The following is a 23717-nucleotide window of genomic DNA, read 5'->3' as shown; positions in this document are numbered from 1 at the left end:
CGGCCTATTGCAAAATCCCTTCTATTTGCTGATTAATCTCTTTTATTTTGCCGCAAAGATCATTGATAGCCGTTTGATTTGGTAAAGAGCCGGCTTGGGAGCTAGCTTCTACCGCTTGGGCTAATGTCATAGCTTCTTTGGCGCATAAATTACCGAACATGCCTTTAAGCTCATGGGATATCTGAAACAAGCCATTGACATCGTCACTGGAAAAGCGATGTTGGATGATGCTATCACTTTCGCCATACTCTTCTAAGTAAATGGTGAGCAACATTTTCACCATGGAGTCATCATCGCCACACAGTGCCCTTAATTCGTTAACTTCTATCATTTTTACATCCTTTGCTCTTTATCTGTTTGCTGACGCCAGGTACTCAATGTGGGGCGACAGCGGTGCAAATATTGGCGTGTATACGGTATGTGTTTATTGAATTAGCTTATTAGGCGGTTGCAGTGAGTTGCTCTGCTTTAACCTTGGTTAACCAAGTTGCCAGTGCTTTAGGGCTCATAAGTTGTATATCACCGAGCTCAGCGTCTTTTGCATGCACAAGTTCATCTGGGAGCAAATTAATAATGCGCTCTAAATCTTCAGCGGTTTGTATTTCTTTATCAATTAACTGCGCCATCTCTTTGTTGTAATCAGCTTCTCTGGCTCGTAGCGCTTTAACTAGGCCTTGTAATAATGTTAACCAAGTACTCATTGGCCCTTGGGTTATTGAGGCTGATTCGGCAGCGGAATCAATAAAGGCGAAAGGCACGCTGGCAATGCTCTGTTGATGTTGCATGGCAGCTAAGATCCAATCGGTATCGAATGAAAAGTCAAATACGCTCGGTTTAGCGAGAATATGCTGTAGTGCATCGCGACTGAAGAGTTTGTAAGCGGCCTGAGTATCGTGAATTCCCTTTGAAAAAACAGCTGAACCGACCATTCTTTGCATGTGTCTGAGGGTCTTAATACCGATCCCCCAGCGCTGCTCTTGTTTGACTAAAATAGAGAGTGGATCTTTACGATTTCCCAGCACGACTTGAGCATGGTTTGCCACAAAGGGGGCCAATATGAGCCCCAGTTGCCCCATATGAACAGAGTTATCAGCGTCGGTATAAATAACGGCATCAACACCGTCAGAGAGGGCTTGCATACAACCATGAATGATAGCGCCGCCTTTTCTGGAGTCATCAACATCATTGAGCTTGGCTAAAGGCCCCTGTTTTGCACTGATCCCATCTTTTAGGTCGAGCACAGATATTTTTTCGGGCTGTGAGCTTCTATCGGCAATGCGGTTGGCAATATCGAAACTGCTGTGGGGGCAGCCATCGTCAACGGGATACAAATGCCAGTCCACTTTAGTCCCCTTGCATGCCCATTGAAGTTGAGTCACCTTGGTTAGCAGTGAGTTTTCGCCATTGATATTGGCGGCGCTCTTTTCTAGCAAGCGATGATGTTCTCCCCACATAGCAAAGACAACGCCAATGGAGATAGGTGTGGTTATTTGTCGCAAGTATTTGCGTGATTGCACCAGCTTAACGGCTAATTTAAAGGCAAGAGGGCAATCCTCTCTTTGTGCCAATGAGGCAAGTTGCGCTGGAGAGGTGTGTTTTAGATCCAATAAAGAGTCTGCGAGCTCAAGTAGGCTGATTTGATGCGAAGATTCAGTTAAATCAAATTGGTTGCTAGCCGCGCGATAAATTTGTTGGAGATCTTCTTGGTGCATTTTCATAATGAATCCTTTCATTGATTAGCTCATCCTGAGCGCCAGTAATATTGACACTGCATCAACATTGGGCATGTCTAAAATGTAGTAATAAATGTGCAAAACAGCAAGGTGATATTCCTCTCAGTTTACGGCTATTTAGGTATGACTAAGTTGGTGGCCTCTGTCGCTCAGTTATCTATCTATTTTTAAAAGCTTAATACGGTGGTTCTATGTCATTTTCTTTGGGATCAATCTTGTCTGCATTCTTAGGTTTTTCGGTGACTGAAATAGGTTCTATTTGCCGTTTTTGCAGCGACTCTACTTTTATCTCTTGGGCTTGATTAATACCCCCCTTGCCCAGTAGATTGGTCGCTTGTGGCGCTTCAGTCGGCAGGTTTACATCGGTACTTTTGCTCTCCTTTGCCTGAGACTGAGCTGCAGAAGCAAGCGCCGCGTCAGAAGCATTAATGACTTTATTTTCAGCTTCCTTTTCTAATTGCACTTTAGCGGGTGCCGTAGATTGTGCTGTTGGGGCAAAAGAGGGTGAGTGGGAGAAATTAGCGTCGTAGCCGGAGAGCTTCTTACCCGAAGTTGGTTGCTGTGATTGCACTGTGCTGGGAGTGTAGGTCTGGGTAGGTTGGTCTACCCTGTAATCGATGTTTGCGTCATAGCGGTTGAGGCCTAGTTTGGGGGTGGTGAAGGAGAAAAAGTTTAGTTTCTCTTGCCACAATTGCAGTGCCGTCAGTTCAATATCGAGGTTCTCGTCTATAGCACTGGTAACATCACTAACCTGCATTGCCACCGATAGCTGAGTGTTCGCAGTTTCCAAACGTTGATGTAGTTGTTGCTGTATTTGCGACCAATTAGTCCCCCCAGTTAAGAGGTAACGAGTGCTGTCAGACCAATATTGGTACGCTATCGGGTCCTCTGCCTTATCTGCTGCAATAGCCGCCAGTGATGCAGCCAGTCCAGCCGACTGCCACATCTCTTGTCGAGACACTTTGTTGGGATTACTGAGCAGTACAGCACTTAACTTATGCCAATGGGTAGCTGCTTGTGGATAGCGACCTTTTGCAAGTAGGTAGTTGCCTTTGCTAAAGGGTCGCAATTCAAGGTTCAGCGCTTCTGCAAATGCAGGCTTGCCTGCTGATAACAGCATAAGAGATAAGGCTAGTATAAATCGATATTTATGACTCATCGAACGTCTCCACTAAACATTTACCGGGATGATTGAAACGTGAGTTAAAGCGTACATCACGATATTCCTTGTTTTCTTTGGCTTGATAAAGTTTGCCGTTGACCTTGTAGAGCAAAGCTTCTAGCACACCCGCATTCGTTTTTAAAGTGATGCTTTTTTCATAGGCACTTGATACTTCATAGCGCCCTTCATACCAACCTCGTTGTGGATGATATAGCTCTTGCACCAGTGTTATTAGGCGTTCGGTGTAGTCGGTTTTCCATAGCGCCCACATTTGAAAAGCGACTCGGGTAGAGATAAGAGCAAGCTGGTCGTGGCTACTGCCATCTTCTGCGACGGTGATCCAAGGGGTGCCTAAAGCATAGATAGCGTCATAAACGAAATAGGGTTCGCCGGAGACCACATGTTCCGCTCTCGCGGTGTAGATCCGTTCAATATCCCAGCGACTCTGCTGTACTTGATAGATGGAATCTGCCATTGCTGCTAACGGCACATTGGTATGTTGTGCGTCCAGCGAATGTAGATCGTCGATATCATCCCAGTTAAATTCAAGCCCCAACCATAGATAAGGGGTGCTAAAAACCGGCCTTAGTACATCAAAATAGCGCGGATCTCGGCCATCAAAAAGCAGGTCGATTCCATTAATGGTCGCCACTTCATAAGGCTCGAGTGTCATGGATTTTTTAGGGATTATCTGCCAATCTAAATAACCATATGCAGCATATTCCTCGATACCTAAGCGTCCCTCTTTATAGCTATTAACCTGTCCATTACTGATATTGCCGCCATACAGCTCGCCTTTCTCTGAGACTAGGGCGCAAAAATTCCAACGGAGAACTGCTTTATCGATATATTCAGAAAACTCAGGGTTGTGTTGTTTTGTAATGGCTAATGCAATCAGTAGTCTACCAATATCAATTGCAGACCAACCTAATTCCGCAGCTTGATTGGCGTAGTTAACCATGCTGCCAGAGTGGGTGGAGTAGACTTTATTTGGCACTCCTTGACGTGTTAAAGGCATTTTGACCAGAAAATCTATCACCATAGTGAGTCGTTCGTCATGGGCTTTGGTTGAGATTAACTCGAACTGCAGCGCCGCTTGCAGAGCGATAAGGTAATCGGCCAGTGAGGTCATATCCATCGTTGGATAATTGTCTATGGAGTTAACTAGGCCTGAGGATAGCTGAGTATTATTGGCGAAATACTGCCATGCGGTGTTTGCCCAGCTAAGCTCTTTTTCGGTTAACTCACCGTGTCTACCTTGCCTTATGAACTGAGATCCATTAACGCCAGATACGCCAGACTGCACTCCCTGGTAGACAAGACCACAAGCTTGAAGGCAAAACAGCAATAACAGCAGAACACATTGTCGTAGCATATGACTCCAGTCAGAAAGCTGAATTAGTTTGCTGCAGTCTTTCTCGGTAAGCATTGCCCTTCATATCCAAATGGGCTTTGTAGTGCTTTCTCCCAAAGGCTAGGTGCGGTAGTCGCTTGATACTGTAGTAACTTACCCTGTTTTTTATACAGTAAGATTTCGAGCAAAATACCGTTGTTGTTTGAGGTGAATGTATTAATCAGTCCGGTACCATTCTCAAATATGCCCTCATAAAAGCCTTTTTCTCGGTCGTAAATATGGCTCACGTGGTCAAAAAGAAGATCGGTATATTCGGTGTCCCACAGTACCCACATCCCCATCGCCCCCTTGATCGCCACGGCGGAGTATTGCGGTAAAAAAGCGCCGACCTCAGAAATTGTATTCCAAGCAAAACCATCGGTGTAAATGGTGTCGTAGACGAAGTAGGGTGCCCCGTCGAGTTGATGCTCGGTTCTGGCGGTGATGATGCCAGTTTCTTGATAGCGTTTTTCTTGCACTCGATAGATCTGCAGTGCAAATTCAGCCACCCAAGCATGGCTGTAATTGTTGTCGTGTGCACTATGGTCCGCAGTGACGTCCCAACCGAACTCAATACCATCGAGCACATAACTTTCGGTGACGACGTAGCTATGAGCTTTGAGCCTGCGCGGATCGCGAGTGTCATAGGGAATGTCGTAACCATACATATTAATGGTGGCGTAGGGCTCAGGCATTAGTGCTTGTTTAGTATTAAATCCCCAAAGTTCAAATCCTTTGGCGGCATACTCTTCATAACCCAATCGGCCCTCTTGTAGGTATTGAACTGGCTTACCGGGTTCCAGAAGGGCGCCAAACATGGTGCCGGTTTCATCGACAACGTTACAGAAATTCCACCGCAGTACGGCAGAGTCAATGGCGCTGCCAAATTGAGGGAATCGATGTTTAATAATATGCAGCCAAATGAGCAATCGGCCCAAATCCAATGCGGAATAGCCAATTTCACCGGGTTGGTTTGCATAATCCACCTTGGCCGCATTTTGGGTGTTATATGCCTTGTTGGGTAGCTCACCCATAAACAGGTCAATGGTGTTTAATGTGGCGATAAAACGAATAAAACGGCGATCAAACTCCTCTTTTTCGATAATGCCAAACTCTAGCGCGCTGACCATGCCGGCTAAATAGGATGAGGCGTCCCACCAAGTAACAGAGGGGTAATCATTTACGGCATTAACGAGTCCGGTTGACTCTTGATAGTTATTGACGAAGTACTGCCAAGCGATCGTCGCCATTTCCATCTCTTGCTCAGTAAGGTCTCCTGAGCGTGGTTTGGGAACCTCCCAATGTGTATGACGTTCGACAATATCGTTCGAAAAGCCTTGATAGCTATTACCACACGCAACAAGCAGTAGAGCTAAGCATATGACTAAAGTAAGTTGCATACGCATCCCTCTATAGTTGTTCTTCTACACCGACATTAAGTAAGGCGCCATTTTGAATGTAAGCCAGCGACTCTAAAACAATACCGTTGGTATTGGCGGTAGTGGCTTTATTGGCTTTGCCGGTTGTCTCATATACACCTGAGTACCAGCCTTTACTGTCGGAATACAGTTCATCGACACCCGCTATCAGTACGTCGGCATAAGCGGTGTCATATAGGGCGTACCAGCCGAAGGCGGCTTTGGTTGAAAGGGTTTTAAACTCAGAGGCATCTGCGCCAGTATCTGTGATGGTGTTCCATTCTTTACCATCAGAGAACACAGTGTTGTAAACAAAGTAGGGGGCTTGGTCGATATGATCCTCGCTGACGGCGGTGATAATGCCAGAGCGTTTATAGCGCTGTTCCTGAGCCTTATAAACACGAAAAGCAAAAATTTTGGACACACTATCAGCGCCAAATTCGATGCTATCGAGAATGTATGATTCACTGACCACGTAATTATGCGCGTGATACTTGGCTGGGTCGCGGCTATCGGTTGGCACCTCAATACCGTCAATCGTAATCAGTTTCAAATAGTCAGCGTACTTTAACGCATTGAACACATCCCGCCCCATCAAGCTGAGTGCTTTTGCTGCATACTCTTCGTAACCAATACGCCCCTCTTGTACTAGCTCAAGACCGGTACCTGATTTCGCGGGTCTGGAGCCAAATAAATAACCATCTTTAGTCATTACGCCCACCTGCCAGTGCTGCAGAACGCTGTTGACCTGTTTGTTAAACTTGGGATATTGCCAAACTAAAATGTTCATCGGCACCAGAATTCGACCGATATCGATAGCTGACCAACCAATGCCGTTTTCATCTTTGACAGGTTTATTGGTGTAGTCCACCATCTGTAAAGTTTGAGTGTTGTAGGCTTTATTGGGTAATTGGTCTTTAACTAGCGGTAAGCGGGATAGGGTCACTAATGCCTTTTCTATCTTGAGGTTGAACTCATCAAAACTAATCACATTGAGCCTATGGGCAGAAATGAGCGCCATAAGATAGGAGGCGGTATCCCACATCGTCGTTGAGGGATAACCATCTACAGAGTTCACCAAACCGGTGTTATCTTGATAGTTGTTTTCAAAGTACTGCCAAGCAGTTTTTGCCCACTGAAACTCTTGGTCGGTTAAGACTCGAGTCTTTCGAAAGGGAATAGGCTCTGCTGGAGCAAATGAAAGATTGCCCATTACCTGATTGTATTCACGAGTTTCGATGCTGAAAGCAACGGCTAAAGCAGTAAACAGCCCCGCTAAGAATACAATGTGGTGACGGGCTTTAACGAATGAACTACTCGATTCCATAATCCAACTCCTTGGTTGTTTCTATCGTGGTGGATACATCGTCTGTTGGGGGGGACCAGCATGCTGCGGCGATCATGCCCCACATGGCCATCATGTTATTAATGGTCCAAAAACTATTGAGAATTAAACCGCCAAGTGAATAATTACCAAATGAGTGGCTGCTGTAGGCGTACCAAGCAAAAATCATACTAGCGAAACTCAATAAAAAAACAGCGATTTGCGGAGCAACTAGGTGGAGGAAAAAGCCTTGTTGTCGATTTTTTGGGGTGGTCGGGAAGCTAATTTTCTTACCGCGCAGTACGGTCCATAAGGCCCGTAAGTTGACCGGAAAGAAAGAGAGGAAATTGGTTTTGCCTGCGTAGCCAGCGACCCCCCAAGTACCGACCATCATGGCTAGTTCGGCAGTGATCACAAAGGGTAAGAAGTGCATATAAAACGTGGTGTCATAGGCGCTAACGGGAGCAATACTGGTAAGAAAATACACAATAGGGCAAGCAAGGAAGATAATATTCCAAATAGCCGATAGATTTGACCAAAAACTGGCGCCATACATGAGCTTTTGCTTCAGGTTCATGCCTTTTTTTAACAGTGGATTGTCATTCATAAAGATGTCAATTGCACCACCTGAGTACTTAAAGCGTTGTACCGTCCAGCTCTGCAGATCTTGTGGTGACAGCATTTTACTTTCTACTTGCGTATGCTGAATTGAGCGCCACTCGCGCTCGGTATCACCGTGCAGAATGAGTGAGGTATAGATATCTTCTGAAACGTGGAATTTGTAGGGGGTAAACTCAGTATCGAAGATGATCTCTTGGCGTAAGTTAGTGGATATATCGTTATCGACCCTCTTCTCTTTTGTGAGTTTGCGGATCTGCTTTTCTACTGCTTCATGCTCTTGGCTGATCTGCTTGCTATAGCTGCGTAACGCCGCTTCCATTACCGCTTCTCGGCGGTGTATCGAGCCTGCTCCGCAGCAAAATGACGCATTGGCCCAATTACGACGGCGCTGAATGACGTCATAGAACATTTGTGGATCATTTGCATAGGGGTCGCGGCCTAACGTCACTGGGCCGTAGATTTTTTCAAACGCGCTACCAAGCCAGCCTACTGGTGTGCCTAAGCGTTTCTTTAGCCACGCAGGGAGCCGTTCACCGGCGGGCAGGTCAAAAAACCACTGTGGTGTTTGTACCCAAGCCACATCTGGATCTTTAAAGTAACCTAAGGTATTTTCTAAGATACTAGGGAAGGGGCGAGTATCTGCATCACAAATAACGATAAAGTCGCCATAGGTCTGCTCTAACGCATTACGTAAATTCCCCGCTTTGTAGCCGACGTTATTATCGCGAGTGATATATTCAACTCCCATGTCGGCGGCTAGTTGCGCCATTTCGGGGCGTCTGCCGTCATCGAGTATAAAGATCCTCATCTCTATCTCATGAGGATAACGAACCTTTAGCGCATCTCTAATACTCAGAGCGACGAGTTCCGGCTCCTCGTCATAAGTGGGAAACATGATGTCGACCCCGATAGGCCTATCGTCCAGCGGATCATTTATGCACTCATTAATGGTGGCTGGTGGGCTTTTGATAGGCTCATCTGCCGTTTTCCATAAATTGAAGGCAAATAGGACGGAACCAACAAAGGCGCAAGATTCGGCAAAGGCCAAAGGCAGTGAAAACCACATTGCATCGTAGTTGAGCGCAAAGCCCCAACGCCAAACCAAGTACCATACTCCTAGTGCAATGTTACACGTCGCCAAATATTGATATAGCAACTCCCGCGAAGGACTGTAGCTTGCAGGTTGAGGTGGAGTGCGTTTCTCAAACTCATTGAAGTAAAAATCCATTTTCTTATCTCCGTGCACTTATTGGTAAGGCACATATCCATCTTCCTAGCAGCATTGAGTCGGGCTCTGTCGACTAAACGGTTATTGTTTACTTGGTTAGCTGGCGCTACGCTCTAGCCTTAATGTATTGCGATTTTGGTGCGAAAAATATTCCAATTTGTCGGATAACTGTTGAATGATCTTCAATCCCCTTCGGCTTTGTAGCCAGGTTTCTGGATCATCCGCTACCGGTTCAACAAAATCAGTGCTGAGTAAGTCTTCAAGCACATCATTAGACATGGATTGACCAAAATCCGATATCTCGACGATAAGAACGTTGGCGCTACTCAGGTACGATGTTGCTTCGAACTTGTCACCGTCCCTGTTGCCATAGGCATGCTCAAAAACATTGTTAACGACTTCAACTAAGCAAAGCTCCATCTGCCCGACTATCGACTCATCAAGTCCTAGGCTATTCCAGTAGGGCACAATATCTTCAGCGACCTCTCTGGATGCCTCTAAGCTACTAAGGTATTGTTTGTGAAACGTCCCTGTGCTCACATCCATAAGTTAGCCCTATTTAATTTGCTGTAGCGGCGTTGGGTCTGCCTTTGGTGACTGCAGAGTGCTGTAAATTTCGTTAATGCTCGCTCTACCCGTCAAGGGTCTAGAAACGTTACGATTTTTAAGAATGTGTACGTATTGGCAATCGGCCAGCAGTTGGGTATAGCCGTCGTGGCCTAGCAGGTAATCACCAAACATGGTTTTATTGGCAATGTAGGCGTCATCAGCCAAATGAATGTAATCACAAATTAGGGTGTTGCTGACTAAGCTTTTGGCATCAACTCTACAGTTAGCACCGACAACAGCTGGGCCGATAATGGTTGCACCGTTTTGGATCTCGCAGCCACTGCTTATAATTACCGGAGGGGTAATTTTACATTTAGAGATATCGATTTGAGTATTAATGCCCACCCAAACACCCGGTGAGAGCTGTGTGCCAGGAATCGGGTAACCCTTCACTTTCCCGTTTAAAATATCGCTAGTCACCTCCCAAACATCTTTGACTTTACCGACATCTAGCCACTGAAAGTCCATGTTCACCGCATAAAAATGTGCTTTTCTTTCCACAAGAAGAGGGAACAGGTCGCTGCCGATATCGAACTCGACATCTTTAGGGATAAAATCAAAAATAGCAGGCTCGAAGATATAGATCCCAGTATTGATCTTGTTAGATAGTGCCTCTGACTCCAGTGGCTTTTCTTGGAAGCTAACCACCTGTTCATATTTGTCGGTAACAACCACACCGTATTTACAGACCTCTGATGAGGGCACTTCACGGGTGATAATCGTTGCCAGACCACCGTGGCTTTTATGCTGAGCGACGGCTTGCTTAAGATCGAGATCAATCCATGCATCGCCACATACAACGACAAATGTTTCATCAAAAAAACCTGAGAAATCTTGTACTTTTCGCATGCCGCCAGCAGATCCGAGCGCTTGACTGACAAATTTTCCAGCGACCTCTTTTGCTTCATATGAATAGGACAACTGCACATTGAAATGGTGACCATCGCCAAAGTAATTTTCGATGATTTCGGCTAGGTGACTGGTATTGATCACTATTTTATCTATGCCATTTTTAGCGAATAATTGGATCATTGACTCCATTACCGGTTTACCCAATATTGGTACCATCGGCTTTGGGATCGCGTAAGATATCGGCTTAATACGAGTGCCTTTCCCTGCGGCTAGAATCATTCCTTTCATAACATCTACCTCTTTAAGCGGTTGGAGCCAGAGCATCTTCAATTGTTGGGTGGCTCAAAATGAGCTTGTCCATACGCGTTAGCTTGAGAAGATCGGTGACTGGTTTTTGCGGGTTAACAATGCTAATTTTGGTGTTGCGCAGCATCTTGTAGGCGCCCATTACAGCCCCTAGACCACTGCTATCCATAAAGCGAACTTCACCCAAATCAAGCACTAAGTGCGTGCGAACATTGCCTTTGATTTGCTCTAGCTGCTCTCTAAATGCCGGAGCCAGCTTTGCGTCAAATCTGCCTTCGTTAACTTGAACTATGGTGTATTGGCCTTTCTCAATAATATCAAATTGCATAATATTTCCTCTTTATTCACCTTGCCATTCAAGGACAAGGAGGCTTATGTCATCATCAAATTGCGCCGCGCCACACCATGCGCTAACTGTTGAAACTATGGTGTCGGTCTGCGTATCGCCGGGCTGATTACTCAGCGCTAGAACGAGTTGTTTTAGTCCAACCTCTGAGTACTGGTTTTTTTGTTGGTCTTCCGCTTCTGTTATGCCATCTGAATAGAGGAAAACCCTATCATTAGGCTTAAGCTGTACTTGCTCTGTTTGGTATTCAGCAAAGTCGAACATGCCAGCAACAAAGCTGTCCTGTGCGATAAATTCACAGTGACTTTCTGATTTTTGTAGCCAGATCATTGGTGGATGTCCTGCAAATGAGTAGGTGAGTAAGCCGCTTTTGGTATTTAAAACGGCATACACCATAGTGAAGTAAAGGTTATTTTGGTCTTGGCTTATGTAGCTTTGATTGAGGTGCGCAATCACTTCGCTGGGTTCGATAAGGCTATAAAAAGGGTCGGTATCTTTTTTACGTTTTACATTCGAGGCGGTACCGGAATTTGAACTGATGCTTTGTTGAATAGAGAACGACATTAAGGCTGAGGCGACGCCGTGACCCGCCACGTCAAACAGGTAAATTGCAATATGCTCTTCGTCTAACTGCATACAGCCAAGCATATCGCCGCCAATCTGTGCGCTAGGAATATGGGTATAGTTAATTTCAACGCCCTTAAAACGGGTTTGGTTAGGTAGCATGCGTTGAATGAGCTCACTGGCGGATTCTAAATCTTGTTTAATGGTCGCATAAGCACAATCGAGTTCGATGTTCTTGGCAACGAGTTGATTGTGCAGCTCTAATGTTCTAAACCCAGCTTTGATCCTTGCATCCAGTTCATTGATATTAGTATCTTTTGCAACGAAGTCGTCGGCGCCGGCGTTAATACCTTCAACAATGGATTCTTTATCATCACGACCCGAGAGCAATACGAAAAATATGTAGCGGTTATATTCGGCGGATTTTAGTTGATAGCAGAGTTCGATACCGTTTAATTCTGGCATCATCCAATCACTGAGCACGAATTGAATATCAGGGTGCGAGTCTAGTTGGGTTAACGCGTCTAAACCATGTTTAGCGGTCACGACTCGGTATCCACGGGAAGATAACATCTGTGACATCATCATCAACATGACTTTGTTGTCTTCTACGAGTAGGATCTCTTTAGTCAAAGCGGCAGCCTCCATGCTGATAGTTCCCAACGAGCGACATCTTTAAATGCGCTGCTGTTCAAATAAATCCATTTACTTCCCAAAAGTCTAGACGTGAAATTCAGATACAACAAGAAAGCGCACGATACTATTTAAAGTAATCGTGCGAGCTATTGTTTTTTCTATTTAAAATTAGGCGAGTATAGCGCTGTAGTTATACTGAATCGTTAACTTGGATGTTCGAATAAACCTTAATCTTTAATGCTTGCTTTGATCCTTAGGTGCCGATTTGAACATCCCGCTGGTGGTTTTCCTGGGGTGTCTTTACGTTCTGATAGAAGATGTCTTATTGCCATAATGGGATGAGGCAGCATCATTCTCGGGCCTGCATAGATCATTATTTCTCTAGTTTTGGCTTTCATATGGGGTTTATAACAATGCACCGGGCATTTATTGCAAGTGGGCTTATCTTGTCCGTAAGGGCATCTATCTAATCGGATATGAGCATACTCAGTGAAATCTTGGCAATCTTGGCACAAGCCATCAGTAGCGCTTTCATGGTGTGCTTTGCAGTATATTTCCACCATAGCAAAGAGGGTTCTAAACTCCCTAAGCAATTTGCCCTTTAAAAGTTGTTCGAAAGCCATGGTATACCTTAGTGAGCTACTGGGTTATTGACATCATAAAAGTCTACAGCGTGACAAACAAAATTCATGTTTGAAAATTTGAAGGTGCGCACAAAATAGTGCTTTTAAATGCAGTTTAGTTCTCGGTTAGCCATTTTAATCAAAATAGACTGAATGTTCGCTAATAAGGTGCATTTTGGCTAAATTTAGCCGATATAGTGCACTATTTTTGATACCCGGTTAAAAATGAGATATAAATACTTGATTTTATGAGAGAGAATGCATTAATAATAACGTTCTATTTTCGCGCGTTTTTTTAATGCATAAAAAGACTCACATTTTGAGTCTCTGGCTAACCACTGGTGGAACATAATGAAAGTAATTGCCATTATTTTGCTCGTTATCATAGGCGTTTATCTCTATAAGCGTACTCAGCGACTAGCAAATGAAGAAAATGATAAAAGAGCTCAAGATGAACAAGCCGCGAGTGAAGCGGTTGAGGCAGAAGTAAAAGACGTGACTCCAGATACGATGGGTGAGATATCGAGCCCGTCAGATGAAGGGGTGAGCTTTGATAAAAAGCTTGATATTGAAGGTGAGGTTGTTGAAATCATGCCAGAGCCAGAGCCAGAGCCAGAGCCAGAGCCAGAGCCAGAGCCAGAGCCAGAGCCAGAGCCAGAGCCAGAGCCAGAGCCAGAGCCAGAGCCAGAGCCAGAGCCAGAGCCAGAGCCAGAGGTTGATTTAGCTTGGGCGAATGCCAAGTTAACCCAGGCCATTGCTGACACCACTGCAGCAACAGATACCGCGGCGCAATATACGGCCATGTCTGTGGCAGTTGCTGAGTGTTATAAGCAGCGTAAACAAGCTGATTATGTAACGTATGGTGCGAGCTTGTCTAAGCGTTATACGGCATTTTTTACCGTTTATGCCGCTGAAACTAAAGCCGATAGCCCTGAGACTGAAGTCAAAGGGGTTGGCCTAATGCATATGTCGACTTTACTTAACGATAATGCTGAGTTTGATGCTGCTATCGAGATATGCAAAACAGCCATTAAACACGGTGTAAGTGATGGTACCGTGACAGGCTTTGAAGGTCGTATTACCCGCATAGAAAAGGCTAAAGCAAAAGCAAATAAATAAAGTGATAGCAGTAAAGTTCATACTCCGCTGTTGAAGCGGTGTAGAATAAGCTGAGTAGCTTACTAAAAGGCGAACATTTGTTCGCCTTTTTTATTTAGAGGACCCTTAGCATGAAACTCCGTCTAGTCTGTTTCATTTCATTATTATCTCTTGGTTTAACAGCGTGCACAGATTCACCCGAGTGGACACTACTCTATTATCCCAACGCGGCAGCAAAGCCGAGTGTCGAGCAATCTGGTGAGTTTATCAGTGGTTACTATGCATCGGTTGAACAATGCCATGCTAAAGGCAAAGGCTTATTGCGCTTGAGTGGCGATAACAATGCAGAATATGTCTGCGGCCATCTATGTGTTGCCGATGAAACAGCACTGGTTTGTCAAAACCTAGTATCATCTGCCCAATAACTGGCTGTCGATGACTGTCACAGGTCGTTCCAATATAACAGAGTCGTGAGCGTCAGCTAGATGAAACTAAATGCTATTAAGTTAGAGCGTGAAACCTTGAGCTTGTCGGTGCAAGCTGATATTGATTTTGAACTGTTTGCCGACTTTGCAGAAGCATTTGCACAAGCGATAGATTGCACAGTGGTAGAAAGACAATGGGGAGCCGATAGGCATCAATGGTTATTGGAGTTTGAAGGCGCCCACTTGCAACTGCATTATGAGTTTTATGGCGACATATGTTGGCTTTCCACTGAGAAAGAAGACGAGTTCGATGTGCTGGTCTATTTAGCCGAGCTGATGAAGCCCTACTTAGCATCACAAATATAGCATCAGCATGAGTTACACCTAGTCACCTTTAGCTAGAGCATGAATAAATGAATAGAATAGAGCCCATTAAGACCGCGATAGTCACCGCAGATGAAGATTCAGCATTTCATTATCAAGCGTTGACACCGGATCTTATATTGACCGCCATTGAAACGTTAGGCATCTACCCTGAAACGGGCTTGCTGGCACTCAATAGTTACGAAAACCGAGTCTATCAATTCCGTTGTGATAGCGGTCAGCGTTATGTGGTGAAGTTTTACCGGCCTGAGCGCTGGTCAGATCAACAGATCCAAGAGGAGCATGACTTTTCTGCGGCGCTGGTGGAGGAAGAGGTACCAATTGCCACCCCTGTTATTGTTGATGGGCGATCCCTGCACGAATATAAAGGCTTTAGGTTTGCGCTATTTCCCTCTATTGGCGGTCGAGCATTTGAAGTTGATAACCTCGAGCAGTTAGAGTCAGTTGGTCGTTTTATTGGTCGTATTCACCAGTTCTCGAAACAGGCAGATTTTGCCTATCGCGATACGATGTCACCGCAGTTACTGGGTGATGACTCACTTAAGTGGCTAAAAGAGTCCGGTCACATCCCAAGAAGCCTAGCATTACCCTATTTTACCGTGGTTGAGCAAATCCTAGAGAAATCTAGCGCGATGTGGCAGCCAAAGAAATACGCTAACATTCGGCTCCATGGTGATCTGCACCCAAGCAATATATTGTGGACACCTGACGGCCCAGGCTTTGTCGATTTAGATGACGCGAAAATGGGGCCCGCGGTACAAGATATTTGGATGATGCTAGCAGGTGATAGGCAGCAGCAGACTTTGCAACTCGAAGTGCTACTGGAGTCTTACGAAGAGTTTTGTGAGTTCGATACCCGAGAGTTACAGCTCATAGAGCCTTTAAGAGCGATGCGGATGTTACATTACAATGCATGGTTAAGCCGTCGCTGGGCTGACCCGGCGTTTCCTATGAATTTCCCATGGTTTGCGGAAGATAAATACTGGGAACAGCAAATCTTAGCTTTCAAAGAGCAGTTGGCCGCACTAGATGAGCCACCCTTAAGTCTGATGCCACAATATTAAGTTTGTGATAACTCTCATCTTGTAACAAAAAAATGAACTTATGCACTTGAGCTCGACTCAAAATGGCATTAAATTATCCTGAAAATAATTCAAGATGCATTAAGCATCACCAAGGAATTCACATGAAAAAAACATTATTGGTCGCATTAGCATTTTTAGTCGCGCCTATGGCTGCAATGGCAGCAGATTACAAAGAGGGTGTTCATTACACCGTTGTTAATGAAGGCCCTGCAACTGCAAAGCCTGAAATTACCGAGTTTTTCTCTTTCTATTGTCCACATTGCTACACCTTTGCAAAATCAGAAGTGCCTAAAATTAAGGCTAGCTTACCTGAAGGGGTTGTTTTCAAACAAAACCACGTTGATTTCATCAATGGCAACATGGGCGTGGAAATGTCTCGTGCTTTTGCCGTGGCACATCAGCTAAAAGTGGATGGGAAAATGGAAACTGCCATTTTCTCAGCCATTCACGACAAGAAGCAGCATTTTACTAATCGTGATGATGTAAAAGCTATTTTTGTGGCCAATGGCGTAGATGGGAAAGCATTCGATGCAGCGGCAAACTCATTCATGGTGAACGCGCAAATGTCGAAAATGAAGCGTGCTACTCAGAATGCCAAGATTTCTGGCGTACCAGCACTAGTCGTTAATGGTAAGTACCGTGTAGAAACCGGTGCAATCAAGTCATACGACGAACTACTTGATATCGCATATTACCTCACCACAATGAAGTAAATGCGTCCTCGCGAGTATTGAGGAGCCTGAGGGCTCCTTTTTTGTGCCTGCGGCAAATCGCAGCCATAAAAAAACCGTGCTTCTTGGTCGCAAGAAACACGGCTACGGAGCTAAAAAGCTCAACGTTACCCTGAGTAACCCCTAAACGGTAACAGGGTGTCAAAAAATTGGCAAGCGACATTTTTATGCTGGTCGGTATTAGATATTTGATTTGGGGAAAGAAATTACAGTTTACTTAAATCAGATTAAAATTTTTACAATTTATTTTCGATCTGATGAAACCTTCATGGTAAAACATCTGTCCAACTAGAACATATAACAACATACAAAAAGTTGTCGGGAGGTCTTGTGAGAGTTTTTCCTGTCTATGCACCAAAGCTAATCGTTAAACACGCGCGTATCTTTTTAACTGGGGTGATCTGGGTAAAAGACCTAGGTCGAATTGAATTTGATAAAGGGCGATTCTTATTACCAAGGAAGAGCTTACCAAAAGTTAAGCAAGCTATATTGGAACTCAATGAGTTAATTGAGACGCAAAATAGTGACATGCAGATGGCATAATAACGGCCTTATGCATTGGCCATCGGTAACATCGCAGCATGGTTTTATCGCGAGTAGTCGATTTGGAACATCAAAGCGGATGCTCGCAGCTCCATAGGATATATCGAAAGGCTGAGCTTAATTGCTCAGATCCACTTTATGGCTAGTAATCATTTTCGCAGGTGTCGCTATGTGAGCATATTTAGCGACACAGCTGCAAAAATAACGATTACGTAAACTCACCTAAAAAGGTTAGCCAACCTCTTCGTTAAGCAAGCCAACCAAACCGGTTACTTTTTCGTTCCAAGAATTCAATTCTTGTTGTAACTGTTGGTTTTGTTCTGTCAAACTGCTGCTCGACTGTTTCTCTTCTTCAAGCTCCATTTTAAGTAGCTCAATCGTTTCAAGCGCAGCTTGGATTTTTGTTTCCAATTTTGACAATAGTTCAAGGCTCATGGCGAGTCCCTTTGGTAGCATGATGATAGCTCCGATTCTAGCAGCGAGGGGGTCTTAGTGAATAGTTAATTATGCTAAATTGACTAAAATCTTATGATAATAGTTGTGAGATTGGCCTTTTTTTGTACTTATTACTAAGTCGTTAGTATTCTTCCCTTTATTTCTACAGGAATTACAGGCATGTGGGCCAATATCTTAATGCTTACTCCGTTGGTGTTAACCTTAGTGTTAGCTCTAGTTTTGCGACGTACGCTTGTTGCCTTAGGGGCCGGTATTATCTCTGGCGCACTTATTATCAGCGAATTTAATCCAGTTAATACGGCTGTGTACTTATCGTCAAAAGCTTGGATGCAATTTTACGCTAATGGTCAGTGGCAAGCTTGGCATCTTAACGTGCTGGCTGCGATGGTACTGCTGGGCGTGATGACACAACTGCTTGCCAGAGGTGGGGCGGTGAAATCATTTGCTGATTGGTTATATCATCGCATTCAAAGCGGTCGGCAAGCGCGAGTGGGCGTGGTGGTGTTGGGTTGGATGGTGTTTATTGATGGGATCTTTAGCTGCCTCGCAGTGGGTCATGTATGCCAGCCACTCAGCCAGCGATATAATATGAGCAAGGAGCAGATCGCTTATCTCGTCGATTCCAATGCCTCCCCCTTGTGTGCATTACTGCCATTTTCCAGTTGGGGCCCCTATGTTATGGCTATTTTAGCCAGCATCACACTATTGCCTCTCTCACCGCTGGAATCTTTTATTGAAATCGCAAAACTCAATTTTTATGCTATTACAGTGATTATATTGTCGCTATTGGTTGCCTGGTTTGGCATCGGTTTTACCTACACCGGGGTAACTGAACAAGATATTACCGAAGTTGAAGCGGGTAACCCATGGTTATTAGGAGTTCCTATGGCGAGCCTGTTGGTTGCGTCCGTGGGCTTTACGTTATGGTCGGGGGCGGCTAACTCTCAATCAGCTGATATTACTCAGTGGATCACCTCGGCAGATATTGGCGCCGCCATGCGCGATGCGTGTATTTTAGCGACGACTATCGCGGTATTGATGTTGAAGCTTTCCGGGCGAACAGCTTTTCAGCTCGTGGTTGACATATTTGTCGGCATTAAGATCATTAGTTTTGCGATATCGATTCTGCTATTTACCTGGATGATTGGCGCGGTGATTGCTGATTTAGGCGTGTCCAAGTTATTGGCAGGTTGGGCGGAGCAATTTATCTCAAGCAATTTGCTCGTCGCTGGCATATTTATTCTATGCGCTGTGATGGCATTCACCACTGGCTCAAGCTGGGGTACGTTCGCGATAATGATCCCCATCGGTGCTGAAATCGCCGCTGCAGTGGATATCGTGTTATTGCTGCCGGTGTTAAGTGCGGTGATGGCAGGCTCTGTATTTGGCGACCACTGCTCTCCGATATCTGACACCAGTGTCATTAGCGCGACCAGTTCAGGTTGTGAACCCCATGCACATGTGGTGACTCAGCTTCCCTTTGCAATGATCGCGGCATTAAGTGCGCTTATCGGTTTTCAGTTAATTAACCTCGGCATTGCCGCTATATGGAGTTGGTTAGTGGTATTGATTAGCGCCGCAACGCTGCTTGGCTTGTATCATAAGCTCAGCACTTATGAGGCTAACTTTACCGTTAAGGCGTAATCTTGAAGTGCTGAAAGCTTGCATCACTGTCGGCCTTGTGTTCATGATTAAATAGAGAGCGGTAAGCCTGCTAGCAGTGAGAAATCTGTAGTGAAACGATATTTACTAAAAGTGATGATATGCTAGCCCTCTAACGAATTAATCAGGTGATATTGATGGCGCTGTTTTTAAGTCTGTCCAACCCAATGTGTAAAATGCTTAAGCAGCCCCTTGAGCGAATGACAGACGCCGATGGCAACAATCCCGGTGTGCAGTCCATTAGTACCAATGCCAATCGTGTGAGCTGGCAAGGGCAGGTTATTCACTTGTCGGGTCGTCAGTGGCAGCCCTACGATGATGGTAGTTGGGTAGTGGTATTTATGGAGTCTTATAGTCGTTATTGCATGGTGCTTCACTACCCATTCAAGCCCAAATGGGAACAGCTACAGATAGATTTTTATAACCATTGGAAATTACATGCAGTTGGTTGGTTTCGAGCCGAAGGGATCATAACAAACGATGATGATGGTATGCAGATACTCGATAATATTGAGCATTATTTTGAGCAAACCAAGCTGCATTGTTTTCGCAATTTAGACCGCAGCATCGGCGCTCATGTCGCAGAGGTACAGTACTATCTGCAATCACTGTTTGAAGATCATCAACCACGCTATTTTGACAGCGAGGAGGCATGGGAGCTGAGTATGTATATCAATCAACAGCCGCGAAAAATCAATGGCCAGCGCAGCAAAAAGCATCAGTTCTTTCCGGTAGAGCGTTTTATCGAAGATAGTTTATATCGCTTCGCAAGCGGGGTTAGCATCAGTGCATACCCGAATGTTGAGCCGGGGAATTTCCCTTGCCCTTATCCAGAAAAACCGATACTACGATTGCTGAAGTGATTGAATAACTCGGGAGTGTGAGCTTAACGATTCAATATTTTGATTTTAAATATCGCTCATATGCTTTATTTGAAATCTTTTTTTTCACACGCTGTAGCGTGTAAAAACCTGTTTAACGGCTATAGCGTGTAAAGTGGGTTTAGGAATTGTTTCTAATCGGTAAAGCTATCAAGAAGGTGATCAACTCAAAGCAGCTTAGCGCGTATCTCAAAGATGTACGATTGAATATAAAATTGTCGCAAGGCAAAGTAGCGAGTAAGGTAGGTATTCGTCAGGATACGATTTCAAGCTTTGAGCAAAACCCCGATCCCACCAAATTAGAAACGTTATTTAAGATTTTATCAGCTTTAAATCTTGAGCTAGACATTAAGGTTAGGAATCCAGAACTGACGAGTAAGCTATTGGACGATAGAACCATGAACTCAGACCGTGAATGGAAGGAAGGGTGGTAATGGCTGTTCTCGATGTTTATATAGTCGACATGAAAGTATGACATGTCGACAGAACACAGAAACATCGACATGTACTTAACTCTTAGGTCTAGGAAGCTTGTTAGCTGTCTCAGACGGCCTTGAAAACAAGGCCACAAATAAAGGGCTTTAAGGTTTCGTCGGCAGTATCAAGCTGCCGAAAACTCTATTCTACGTTCTGGATCTGAATGTGGATTGTTTTCAAGGCCGTCTGAGACAGCTAACAAGCTTCCTAGACCTAAGAGTTAAGTACATGTCGATGTTTCTGTGTTCTGTCGACATGTCATACTTTCATGTCGACTATATAAACATCGAGAACAGCCATTACCACCCTTCCTTCCATTCACGGTCTGAGTTCATGGTTCTATCGTCCAATAGCTTACTCGTCAGTTCTGGATTCCTAACCTTAATGTCTAGCTCAAGATTTAAAGCTGATAAAATCTTAAATAACGTTTCTAATTTGGTGGGATCGGGGTTTTGCTCAAAGCTTGAAATCGTATCCTGACGAATACCTACCTTACTCGCTACTTTGCCTTGCGACAATTTTATATTCAATCGTACATCTTTGAGATACGCGCTAAGCTGCTTTGAGTTGATCACCTTCTTGATAGCTTTACCGATTAGAAACAATTCCTAAACCCACTTTACACGCTATAGCCGTTAAACAGGTTTTTACACGCTACAGCGTGTGAAAAAAAAGATTTCAAATAAAGCATATGAGCGATATTTAAAATCAAAATATTGAATCGTTAAGCTCACACTCCCGAGTTATTCAATCACTTCAGCAATCGTAGTATCGGTTTTTCTGGATAAGGGCAAGGGAAATTCCCCGGCTCAACATTCGGGTATGCACTGATGCTAACCCCGCTTGCGAAGCGATATAAACTATCTTCGATAAAACGCTCTACCGGAAAGAACTGATGCTTTTTGCTGCGCTGGCCATTGATTTTTCGCGGCTGTTGATTGATATACATACTCAGCTCCCATGCCTCCTCGCTGTCAAAATAGCGTGGTTGATGATCTTCAAACAGTGATTGCAGATAGTACTGTACCTCTGCGACATGAGCGCCGATGCTGCGGTCTAAATTGCGAAAACAATGCAGCTTGGTTTGCTCAAAATAATGCTCAATATTATCGAGTATCTGCATACCATCATCATCGTTTGTTATGATCCCTTCGGCTCGAAACCAACCAACTGCATGTAATTTCCAATGGTTATAAAAATCTATCTGTAGCTGTTCCCATTTGGGCTTGAATGGGTAGTGAAGCACCATGCAATAACGACTATAAGACTCCATAAATACCACTACCCAACTACCATCATCGTAGGGCTGCCACTGACGACCCGACAAGTGAATAACCTGCCCTTGCCAGCTCACACGATTGGCATTGGTACTAATGGACTGCACACCGGGATTGTTGCCATCGGCGTCTGTCATTCGCTCAAGGGGCTGCTTAAGCATTTTACACATTGGGTTGGACAGACTTAAAAACAGCGCCATCAATATCACCTGATTAATTCGTTAGAGGGCTAGCATATCATCACTTTTAGTAAATATCGTTTCACTACAGATTTCTCACTGCTAGCAGGCTTACCGCTCTCTATTTAATCATGAACACAAGGCCGACAGTGATGCAAGCTTTCAGCACTTCAAGATTACGCCTTAACGGTAAAGTTAGCCTCATAAGTGCTGAGCTTATGATACAAGCCAAGCAGCGTTGCGGCGCTAATCAATACCACTAACCAACTCCATATAGCGGCAATGCCGAGGTTAATTAACTGAAAACCGATAAGCGCACTTAATGCCGCGATCATTGCAAAGGGAAGCTGAGTCACCACATGTGCATGGGGTTCACAACCTGAACTGGTCGCGCTAATGACACTGGTGTCAGATATCGGAGAGCAGTGGTCGCCAAATACAGAGCCTGCCATCACCGCACTTAACACCGGCAGCAATAACACGATATCCACTGCAGCGGCGATTTCAGCACCGATGGGGATCATTATCGCGAACGTACCCCAGCTTGAGCCAGTGGTGAATGCCATCACAGCGCATAGAATAAATATGCCAGCGACGAGCAAATTGCTTGAGATAAATTGCTCCGCCCAACCTGCCAATAACTTGGACACGCCTAAATCAGCAATCACCGCGCCAATCATCCAGGTAAATAGCAGAATCGATATCGCAAAACTAATGATCTTAATGCCGACAAATATGTCAACCACGAGCTGAAAAGCTGTTCGCCCGGAAAGCTTCAACATCAATACCGCGATAGTCGTCGCTAAAATACACGCATCGCGCATGGCGGCGCCAATATCTGCCGAGGTGATCCACTGAGTAATATCAGCTGATTGAGAGTTAGCCGCCCCCGACCATAACGTAAAGCCCACGGACGCAACCAACAGGCTCGCCATAGGAACTCCTAATAACCATGGGTTACCCGCTTCAACTTCGGTAATATCTTGTTCAGTTACCCCGGTGTAGGTAAAACCGATGCCAAACCAGGCAACCAATAGCGACAATATAATCACTGTAATAGCATAAAAATTGAGTTTTGCGATTTCAATAAAAGATTCCAGCGGTGAGAGAGGCAATAGTGTGATGCTGGCTAAAATAGCCATAACATAGGGGCCCCAACTGGAAAATGGCAGTAATGCACACAAGGGGGAGGCATTGGAATCGACGAGATAAGCGATCTGCTCCTTGCTCATATTATATCGCTGGCTGAGTGGCTGGCATACATGACCCACTGCGAGGCAGCTAAAGATCCCATCAATAAACACCATCCAACCCAACACCACCACGCCCACTCGCGCTTGCCGACCGCTTTGAATGCGATGATATAACCAATCAGCAAATGATTTCACCGCCCCACCTCTGGCAAGCAGTTGTGTCATCACGCCCAGCAGTACCATCGCAGCCAGCACGTTAAGATGCCAAGCTTGCCACTGACCATTAGCGTAAAATTGCATCCAAGCTTTTGACGATAAGTACACAGCCGTATTAACTGGATTAAATTCGCTGATAATAAGTGCGCCAGAGATAATACCGGCCCCTAAGGCAACAAGCGTACGTCGCAAAACTAGAGCTAACACTAAGGTTAACACCAACGGAGTAAGCATTAAGATATTGGCCCACATGCCTGTAATTCCTGTAGAAATAAAGGGAAGAATACTAACGACT

Annotated in this window: 25 protein-coding genes; 9 read left to right on the top strand and 16 right to left on the bottom strand. The window is 44.8% G+C overall.

Features of this window, described 5'->3' with window-relative positions; translation table 11 throughout:
- Positions 1–4: 4 nt before the first annotated feature.
- The 12 genes from L2755_RS06790 to L2755_RS06735 all read right to left on the bottom strand — a co-directional run bounded on the left by L2755_RS06790 (position 5) and on the right by L2755_RS06735 (position 12815).
- Positions 5–331: an Hpt domain-containing protein gene (locus L2755_RS06790; RefSeq protein ID WP_248979942.1), complete on the bottom strand. Its 327-nt coding sequence runs from the start codon at positions 329–331 to the stop codon at positions 5–7.
- Positions 332–440: 109 nt separating this feature from the next.
- Entirely contained in the window at positions 441–1718 is a 1278-nt protein-coding gene (locus L2755_RS06785; RefSeq protein ID WP_248979943.1) for a glycosyltransferase, read from the bottom strand.
- A gap of 190 nt (positions 1719–1908) precedes the next feature.
- Positions 1909–2892 (bottom strand): hypothetical protein, encoded by a 984-nt coding sequence (locus L2755_RS06780; protein WP_248979944.1) that lies wholly within the window; start codon positions 2890–2892, stop codon positions 1909–1911.
- Positions 2882–4324 carry a DUF3131 domain-containing protein gene (locus L2755_RS06775; protein ID WP_248979945.1) on the bottom strand — a complete coding sequence of 481 codons (1443 nt, stop codon included), beginning with the start codon at positions 4322–4324 and terminating at the stop codon, positions 2882–2884. Before L2755_RS06775 ends, L2755_RS06780 begins: the two co-directional genes overlap by 11 nt.
- Positions 4294–5688: a DUF3131 domain-containing protein gene (locus tag L2755_RS06770; protein ID WP_248979946.1), complete on the bottom strand. Its 1395-nt coding sequence runs from the start codon at positions 5686–5688 to the stop codon at positions 4294–4296. Before L2755_RS06770 ends, L2755_RS06775 begins: the two co-directional genes overlap by 31 nt.
- A 10-nt stretch (positions 5689–5698) precedes the next feature.
- Positions 5699–7033 carry a DUF3131 domain-containing protein gene (locus L2755_RS06765; protein WP_248979947.1) on the bottom strand — a complete coding sequence of 445 codons (1335 nt, stop codon included), beginning with the start codon at positions 7031–7033 and terminating at the stop codon, positions 5699–5701.
- Entirely contained in the window at positions 7020–8879 is a 1860-nt protein-coding gene (locus tag L2755_RS06760) for a glycosyltransferase family 2 protein (RefSeq protein ID WP_248979948.1), read from the bottom strand. The genes L2755_RS06765 and L2755_RS06760 overlap by 14 nt, the downstream gene beginning before the upstream one ends.
- A 96-nt stretch (positions 8880–8975) precedes the next feature.
- Complete coding sequence (locus L2755_RS06755) at positions 8976–9425, bottom strand: ATP-binding protein (protein ID WP_248979949.1); 450 nt, start codon at positions 9423–9425, stop codon at positions 8976–8978.
- A gap of 9 nt (positions 9426–9434) precedes the next feature.
- Positions 9435–10628, bottom strand: coding sequence for a nucleotidyltransferase family protein (locus L2755_RS06750; protein WP_248979950.1), 1194 nt, complete (start codon positions 10626–10628; stop codon positions 9435–9437).
- A gap of 13 nt (positions 10629–10641) precedes the next feature.
- Positions 10642–10974 carry an STAS domain-containing protein gene (locus L2755_RS06745; RefSeq protein ID WP_248979951.1) on the bottom strand — a complete coding sequence of 111 codons (333 nt, stop codon included), beginning with the start codon at positions 10972–10974 and terminating at the stop codon, positions 10642–10644.
- A gap of 12 nt (positions 10975–10986) precedes the next feature.
- Entirely contained in the window at positions 10987–12204 is a 1218-nt protein-coding gene (locus L2755_RS06740; protein ID WP_248979952.1) for a PP2C family protein-serine/threonine phosphatase, read from the bottom strand.
- A 215-nt stretch (positions 12205–12419) separates the two neighbouring features.
- Positions 12420–12815: a nitrous oxide-stimulated promoter family protein gene (locus L2755_RS06735; protein ID WP_248979953.1), complete on the bottom strand. Its 396-nt coding sequence runs from the start codon at positions 12813–12815 to the stop codon at positions 12420–12422.
- Between the two features lie 351 nt (positions 12816–13166).
- On the opposite strand from L2755_RS06735, the gene L2755_RS06730 reads away from it, so the two are divergent.
- From L2755_RS06730 to L2755_RS06705, 6 genes are all read left to right on the top strand, one after another.
- Complete coding sequence (locus L2755_RS06730) at positions 13167–13934, top strand: hypothetical protein (protein ID WP_248979954.1); 768 nt, start codon at positions 13167–13169, stop codon at positions 13932–13934.
- Between the two features lie 110 nt (positions 13935–14044).
- Positions 14045–14338, top strand: coding sequence for a hypothetical protein (locus tag L2755_RS06725; protein ID WP_248979955.1), 294 nt, complete (start codon positions 14045–14047; stop codon positions 14336–14338).
- Positions 14339–14398: 60 nt separating this feature from the next.
- Complete coding sequence (locus L2755_RS06720; protein ID WP_248979956.1) at positions 14399–14704, top strand: DUF3630 family protein; 306 nt, start codon at positions 14399–14401, stop codon at positions 14702–14704.
- Between the two features lie 47 nt (positions 14705–14751).
- Entirely contained in the window at positions 14752–15786 is a 1035-nt protein-coding gene (locus L2755_RS06715; protein WP_248979957.1) for a serine/threonine protein kinase, read from the top strand.
- A 122-nt stretch (positions 15787–15908) separates the two neighbouring features.
- Positions 15909–16520 (top strand): thiol:disulfide interchange protein DsbA/DsbL, encoded by a 612-nt coding sequence (locus L2755_RS06710; protein WP_248979958.1) that lies wholly within the window; start codon positions 15909–15911, stop codon positions 16518–16520.
- A 348-nt stretch (positions 16521–16868) separates the two neighbouring features.
- Positions 16869–17081, top strand: coding sequence for a DUF1107 domain-containing protein (locus L2755_RS06705; protein WP_248979959.1), 213 nt, complete (start codon positions 16869–16871; stop codon positions 17079–17081).
- 231 nt (positions 17082–17312) lie between these two features.
- Here the strand turns inward: L2755_RS06705 and zapB are convergent, their stop codons facing one another.
- Entirely contained in the window at positions 17313–17516 is a 204-nt protein-coding gene (zapB, locus tag L2755_RS06700; RefSeq protein WP_248979960.1) for a cell division protein ZapB, read from the bottom strand.
- 180 nt (positions 17517–17696) lie between these two features.
- Here zapB and L2755_RS06695 point away from each other — a divergent pair, with 180 nt between their 5' ends.
- The 3 genes from L2755_RS06695 (at position 17697) to L2755_RS06685 (ending at position 20514) form a co-directional block, all read left to right on the top strand.
- Positions 17697–19181, top strand: coding sequence for a Na+/H+ antiporter NhaC family protein (locus tag L2755_RS06695; protein ID WP_248979961.1), 1485 nt, complete (start codon positions 17697–17699; stop codon positions 19179–19181).
- Between the two features lie 155 nt (positions 19182–19336).
- A complete protein-coding gene (locus L2755_RS06690; RefSeq protein WP_248979962.1) occupies positions 19337–20062 on the top strand; it encodes an amino acid adenylation in 726 nt (241 codons plus the stop codon).
- Positions 20063–20229: 167 nt separating this feature from the next.
- Positions 20230–20514 (top strand): helix-turn-helix domain-containing protein, encoded by a 285-nt coding sequence (locus L2755_RS06685; protein ID WP_346348078.1) that lies wholly within the window; start codon positions 20230–20232, stop codon positions 20512–20514.
- A 342-nt stretch (positions 20515–20856) separates the two neighbouring features.
- Here the strand turns inward: L2755_RS06685 and L2755_RS06680 are convergent, their stop codons facing one another.
- The 3 genes from L2755_RS06680 to L2755_RS06670 form a co-directional block, all read right to left on the bottom strand.
- Positions 20857–21141, bottom strand: a complete 285-nt coding sequence (locus L2755_RS06680) for a helix-turn-helix domain-containing protein (RefSeq protein ID WP_346348078.1) — start codon at positions 21139–21141, stop codon at positions 20857–20859.
- Between the two features lie 167 nt (positions 21142–21308).
- The gene (locus tag L2755_RS06675; protein WP_248979962.1) at positions 21309–22034 is read right to left on the bottom strand and encodes an amino acid adenylation; all 726 of its coding nucleotides are present in this window, start codon (positions 22032–22034) and stop codon (positions 21309–21311) included.
- A gap of 155 nt (positions 22035–22189) precedes the next feature.
- On the bottom strand, positions 22190–23674 hold the full coding sequence (locus L2755_RS06670; protein WP_248979961.1) for a Na+/H+ antiporter NhaC family protein: 1485 nt from the start codon (positions 23672–23674) through the stop codon (positions 22190–22192).
- Between the last annotated feature and the right edge of the window lie 43 nt (positions 23675–23717).

This window comes from Shewanella abyssi, assembly GCF_023284025.1.
Classification (GTDB): domain Bacteria; phylum Pseudomonadota; class Gammaproteobacteria; order Enterobacterales; family Shewanellaceae; genus Shewanella; species Shewanella abyssi.
The sequence above is the reverse complement of the archived record's forward strand: the minus strand, read 5'-3'. Positions and strand labels throughout refer to the sequence as shown.

Excerpts from the sequence above, each read along its gene's own strand:
- L2755_RS06790 (WP_248979942.1), bottom strand. The coding sequence starts at position 331 with ATGATAGAAGTTAACGAATTAAGGGCACTGTGTGGCGATGATGACTCC.
- L2755_RS06785 (WP_248979943.1), bottom strand. The coding sequence starts at position 1,718 with ATGAAAATGCACCAAGAAGATCTCCAACAAATTTATCGCGCGGCTAGC.
- L2755_RS06780 (WP_248979944.1), bottom strand. The coding sequence starts at position 2,892 with ATGAGTCATAAATATCGATTTATACTAGCCTTATCTCTTATGCTGTTA.
- L2755_RS06775 (WP_248979945.1), bottom strand. The coding sequence starts at position 4,324 with ATGCTTACCGAGAAAGACTGCAGCAAACTAATTCAGCTTTCTGACTGG.
- L2755_RS06770 (WP_248979946.1), bottom strand. The coding sequence starts at position 5,688 with ATGCAACTTACTTTAGTCATATGCTTAGCTCTACTGCTTGTTGCGTGT.
- L2755_RS06765 (WP_248979947.1), bottom strand. The coding sequence starts at position 7,033 with ATGGAATCGAGTAGTTCATTCGTTAAAGCCCGTCACCACATTGTATTC.
- L2755_RS06760 (WP_248979948.1), bottom strand. The coding sequence starts at position 8,879 with ATGGATTTTTACTTCAATGAGTTTGAGAAACGCACTCCACCTCAACCT.
- L2755_RS06755 (WP_248979949.1), bottom strand. The coding sequence starts at position 9,425 with ATGGATGTGAGCACAGGGACGTTTCACAAACAATACCTTAGTAGCTTA.
- L2755_RS06750 (WP_248979950.1), bottom strand. The coding sequence starts at position 10,628 with ATGAAAGGAATGATTCTAGCCGCAGGGAAAGGCACTCGTATTAAGCCG.
- L2755_RS06745 (WP_248979951.1), bottom strand. The coding sequence starts at position 10,974 with ATGCAATTTGATATTATTGAGAAAGGCCAATACACCATAGTTCAAGTT.
- L2755_RS06740 (WP_248979952.1), bottom strand. The coding sequence starts at position 12,204 with ATGGAGGCTGCCGCTTTGACTAAAGAGATCCTACTCGTAGAAGACAAC.
- L2755_RS06735 (WP_248979953.1), bottom strand. The coding sequence starts at position 12,815 with ATGGCTTTCGAACAACTTTTAAAGGGCAAATTGCTTAGGGAGTTTAGA.
- L2755_RS06730 (WP_248979954.1), top strand. The coding sequence starts at position 13,167 with ATGAAAGTAATTGCCATTATTTTGCTCGTTATCATAGGCGTTTATCTC.
- L2755_RS06725 (WP_248979955.1), top strand. The coding sequence starts at position 14,045 with ATGAAACTCCGTCTAGTCTGTTTCATTTCATTATTATCTCTTGGTTTA.
- L2755_RS06720 (WP_248979956.1), top strand. The coding sequence starts at position 14,399 with ATGAAACTAAATGCTATTAAGTTAGAGCGTGAAACCTTGAGCTTGTCG.
- L2755_RS06715 (WP_248979957.1), top strand. The coding sequence starts at position 14,752 with ATGAATAGAATAGAGCCCATTAAGACCGCGATAGTCACCGCAGATGAA.
- L2755_RS06710 (WP_248979958.1), top strand. The coding sequence starts at position 15,909 with ATGAAAAAAACATTATTGGTCGCATTAGCATTTTTAGTCGCGCCTATG.
- zapB (WP_248979960.1), bottom strand. The coding sequence starts at position 17,516 with ATGAGCCTTGAACTATTGTCAAAATTGGAAACAAAAATCCAAGCTGCG.
- L2755_RS06695 (WP_248979961.1), top strand. The coding sequence starts at position 17,697 with ATGTGGGCCAATATCTTAATGCTTACTCCGTTGGTGTTAACCTTAGTG.
- L2755_RS06690 (WP_248979962.1), top strand. The coding sequence starts at position 19,337 with ATGGCGCTGTTTTTAAGTCTGTCCAACCCAATGTGTAAAATGCTTAAG.
- L2755_RS06675 (WP_248979962.1), bottom strand. The coding sequence starts at position 22,034 with ATGGCGCTGTTTTTAAGTCTGTCCAACCCAATGTGTAAAATGCTTAAG.
- L2755_RS06670 (WP_248979961.1), bottom strand. The coding sequence starts at position 23,674 with ATGTGGGCCAATATCTTAATGCTTACTCCGTTGGTGTTAACCTTAGTG.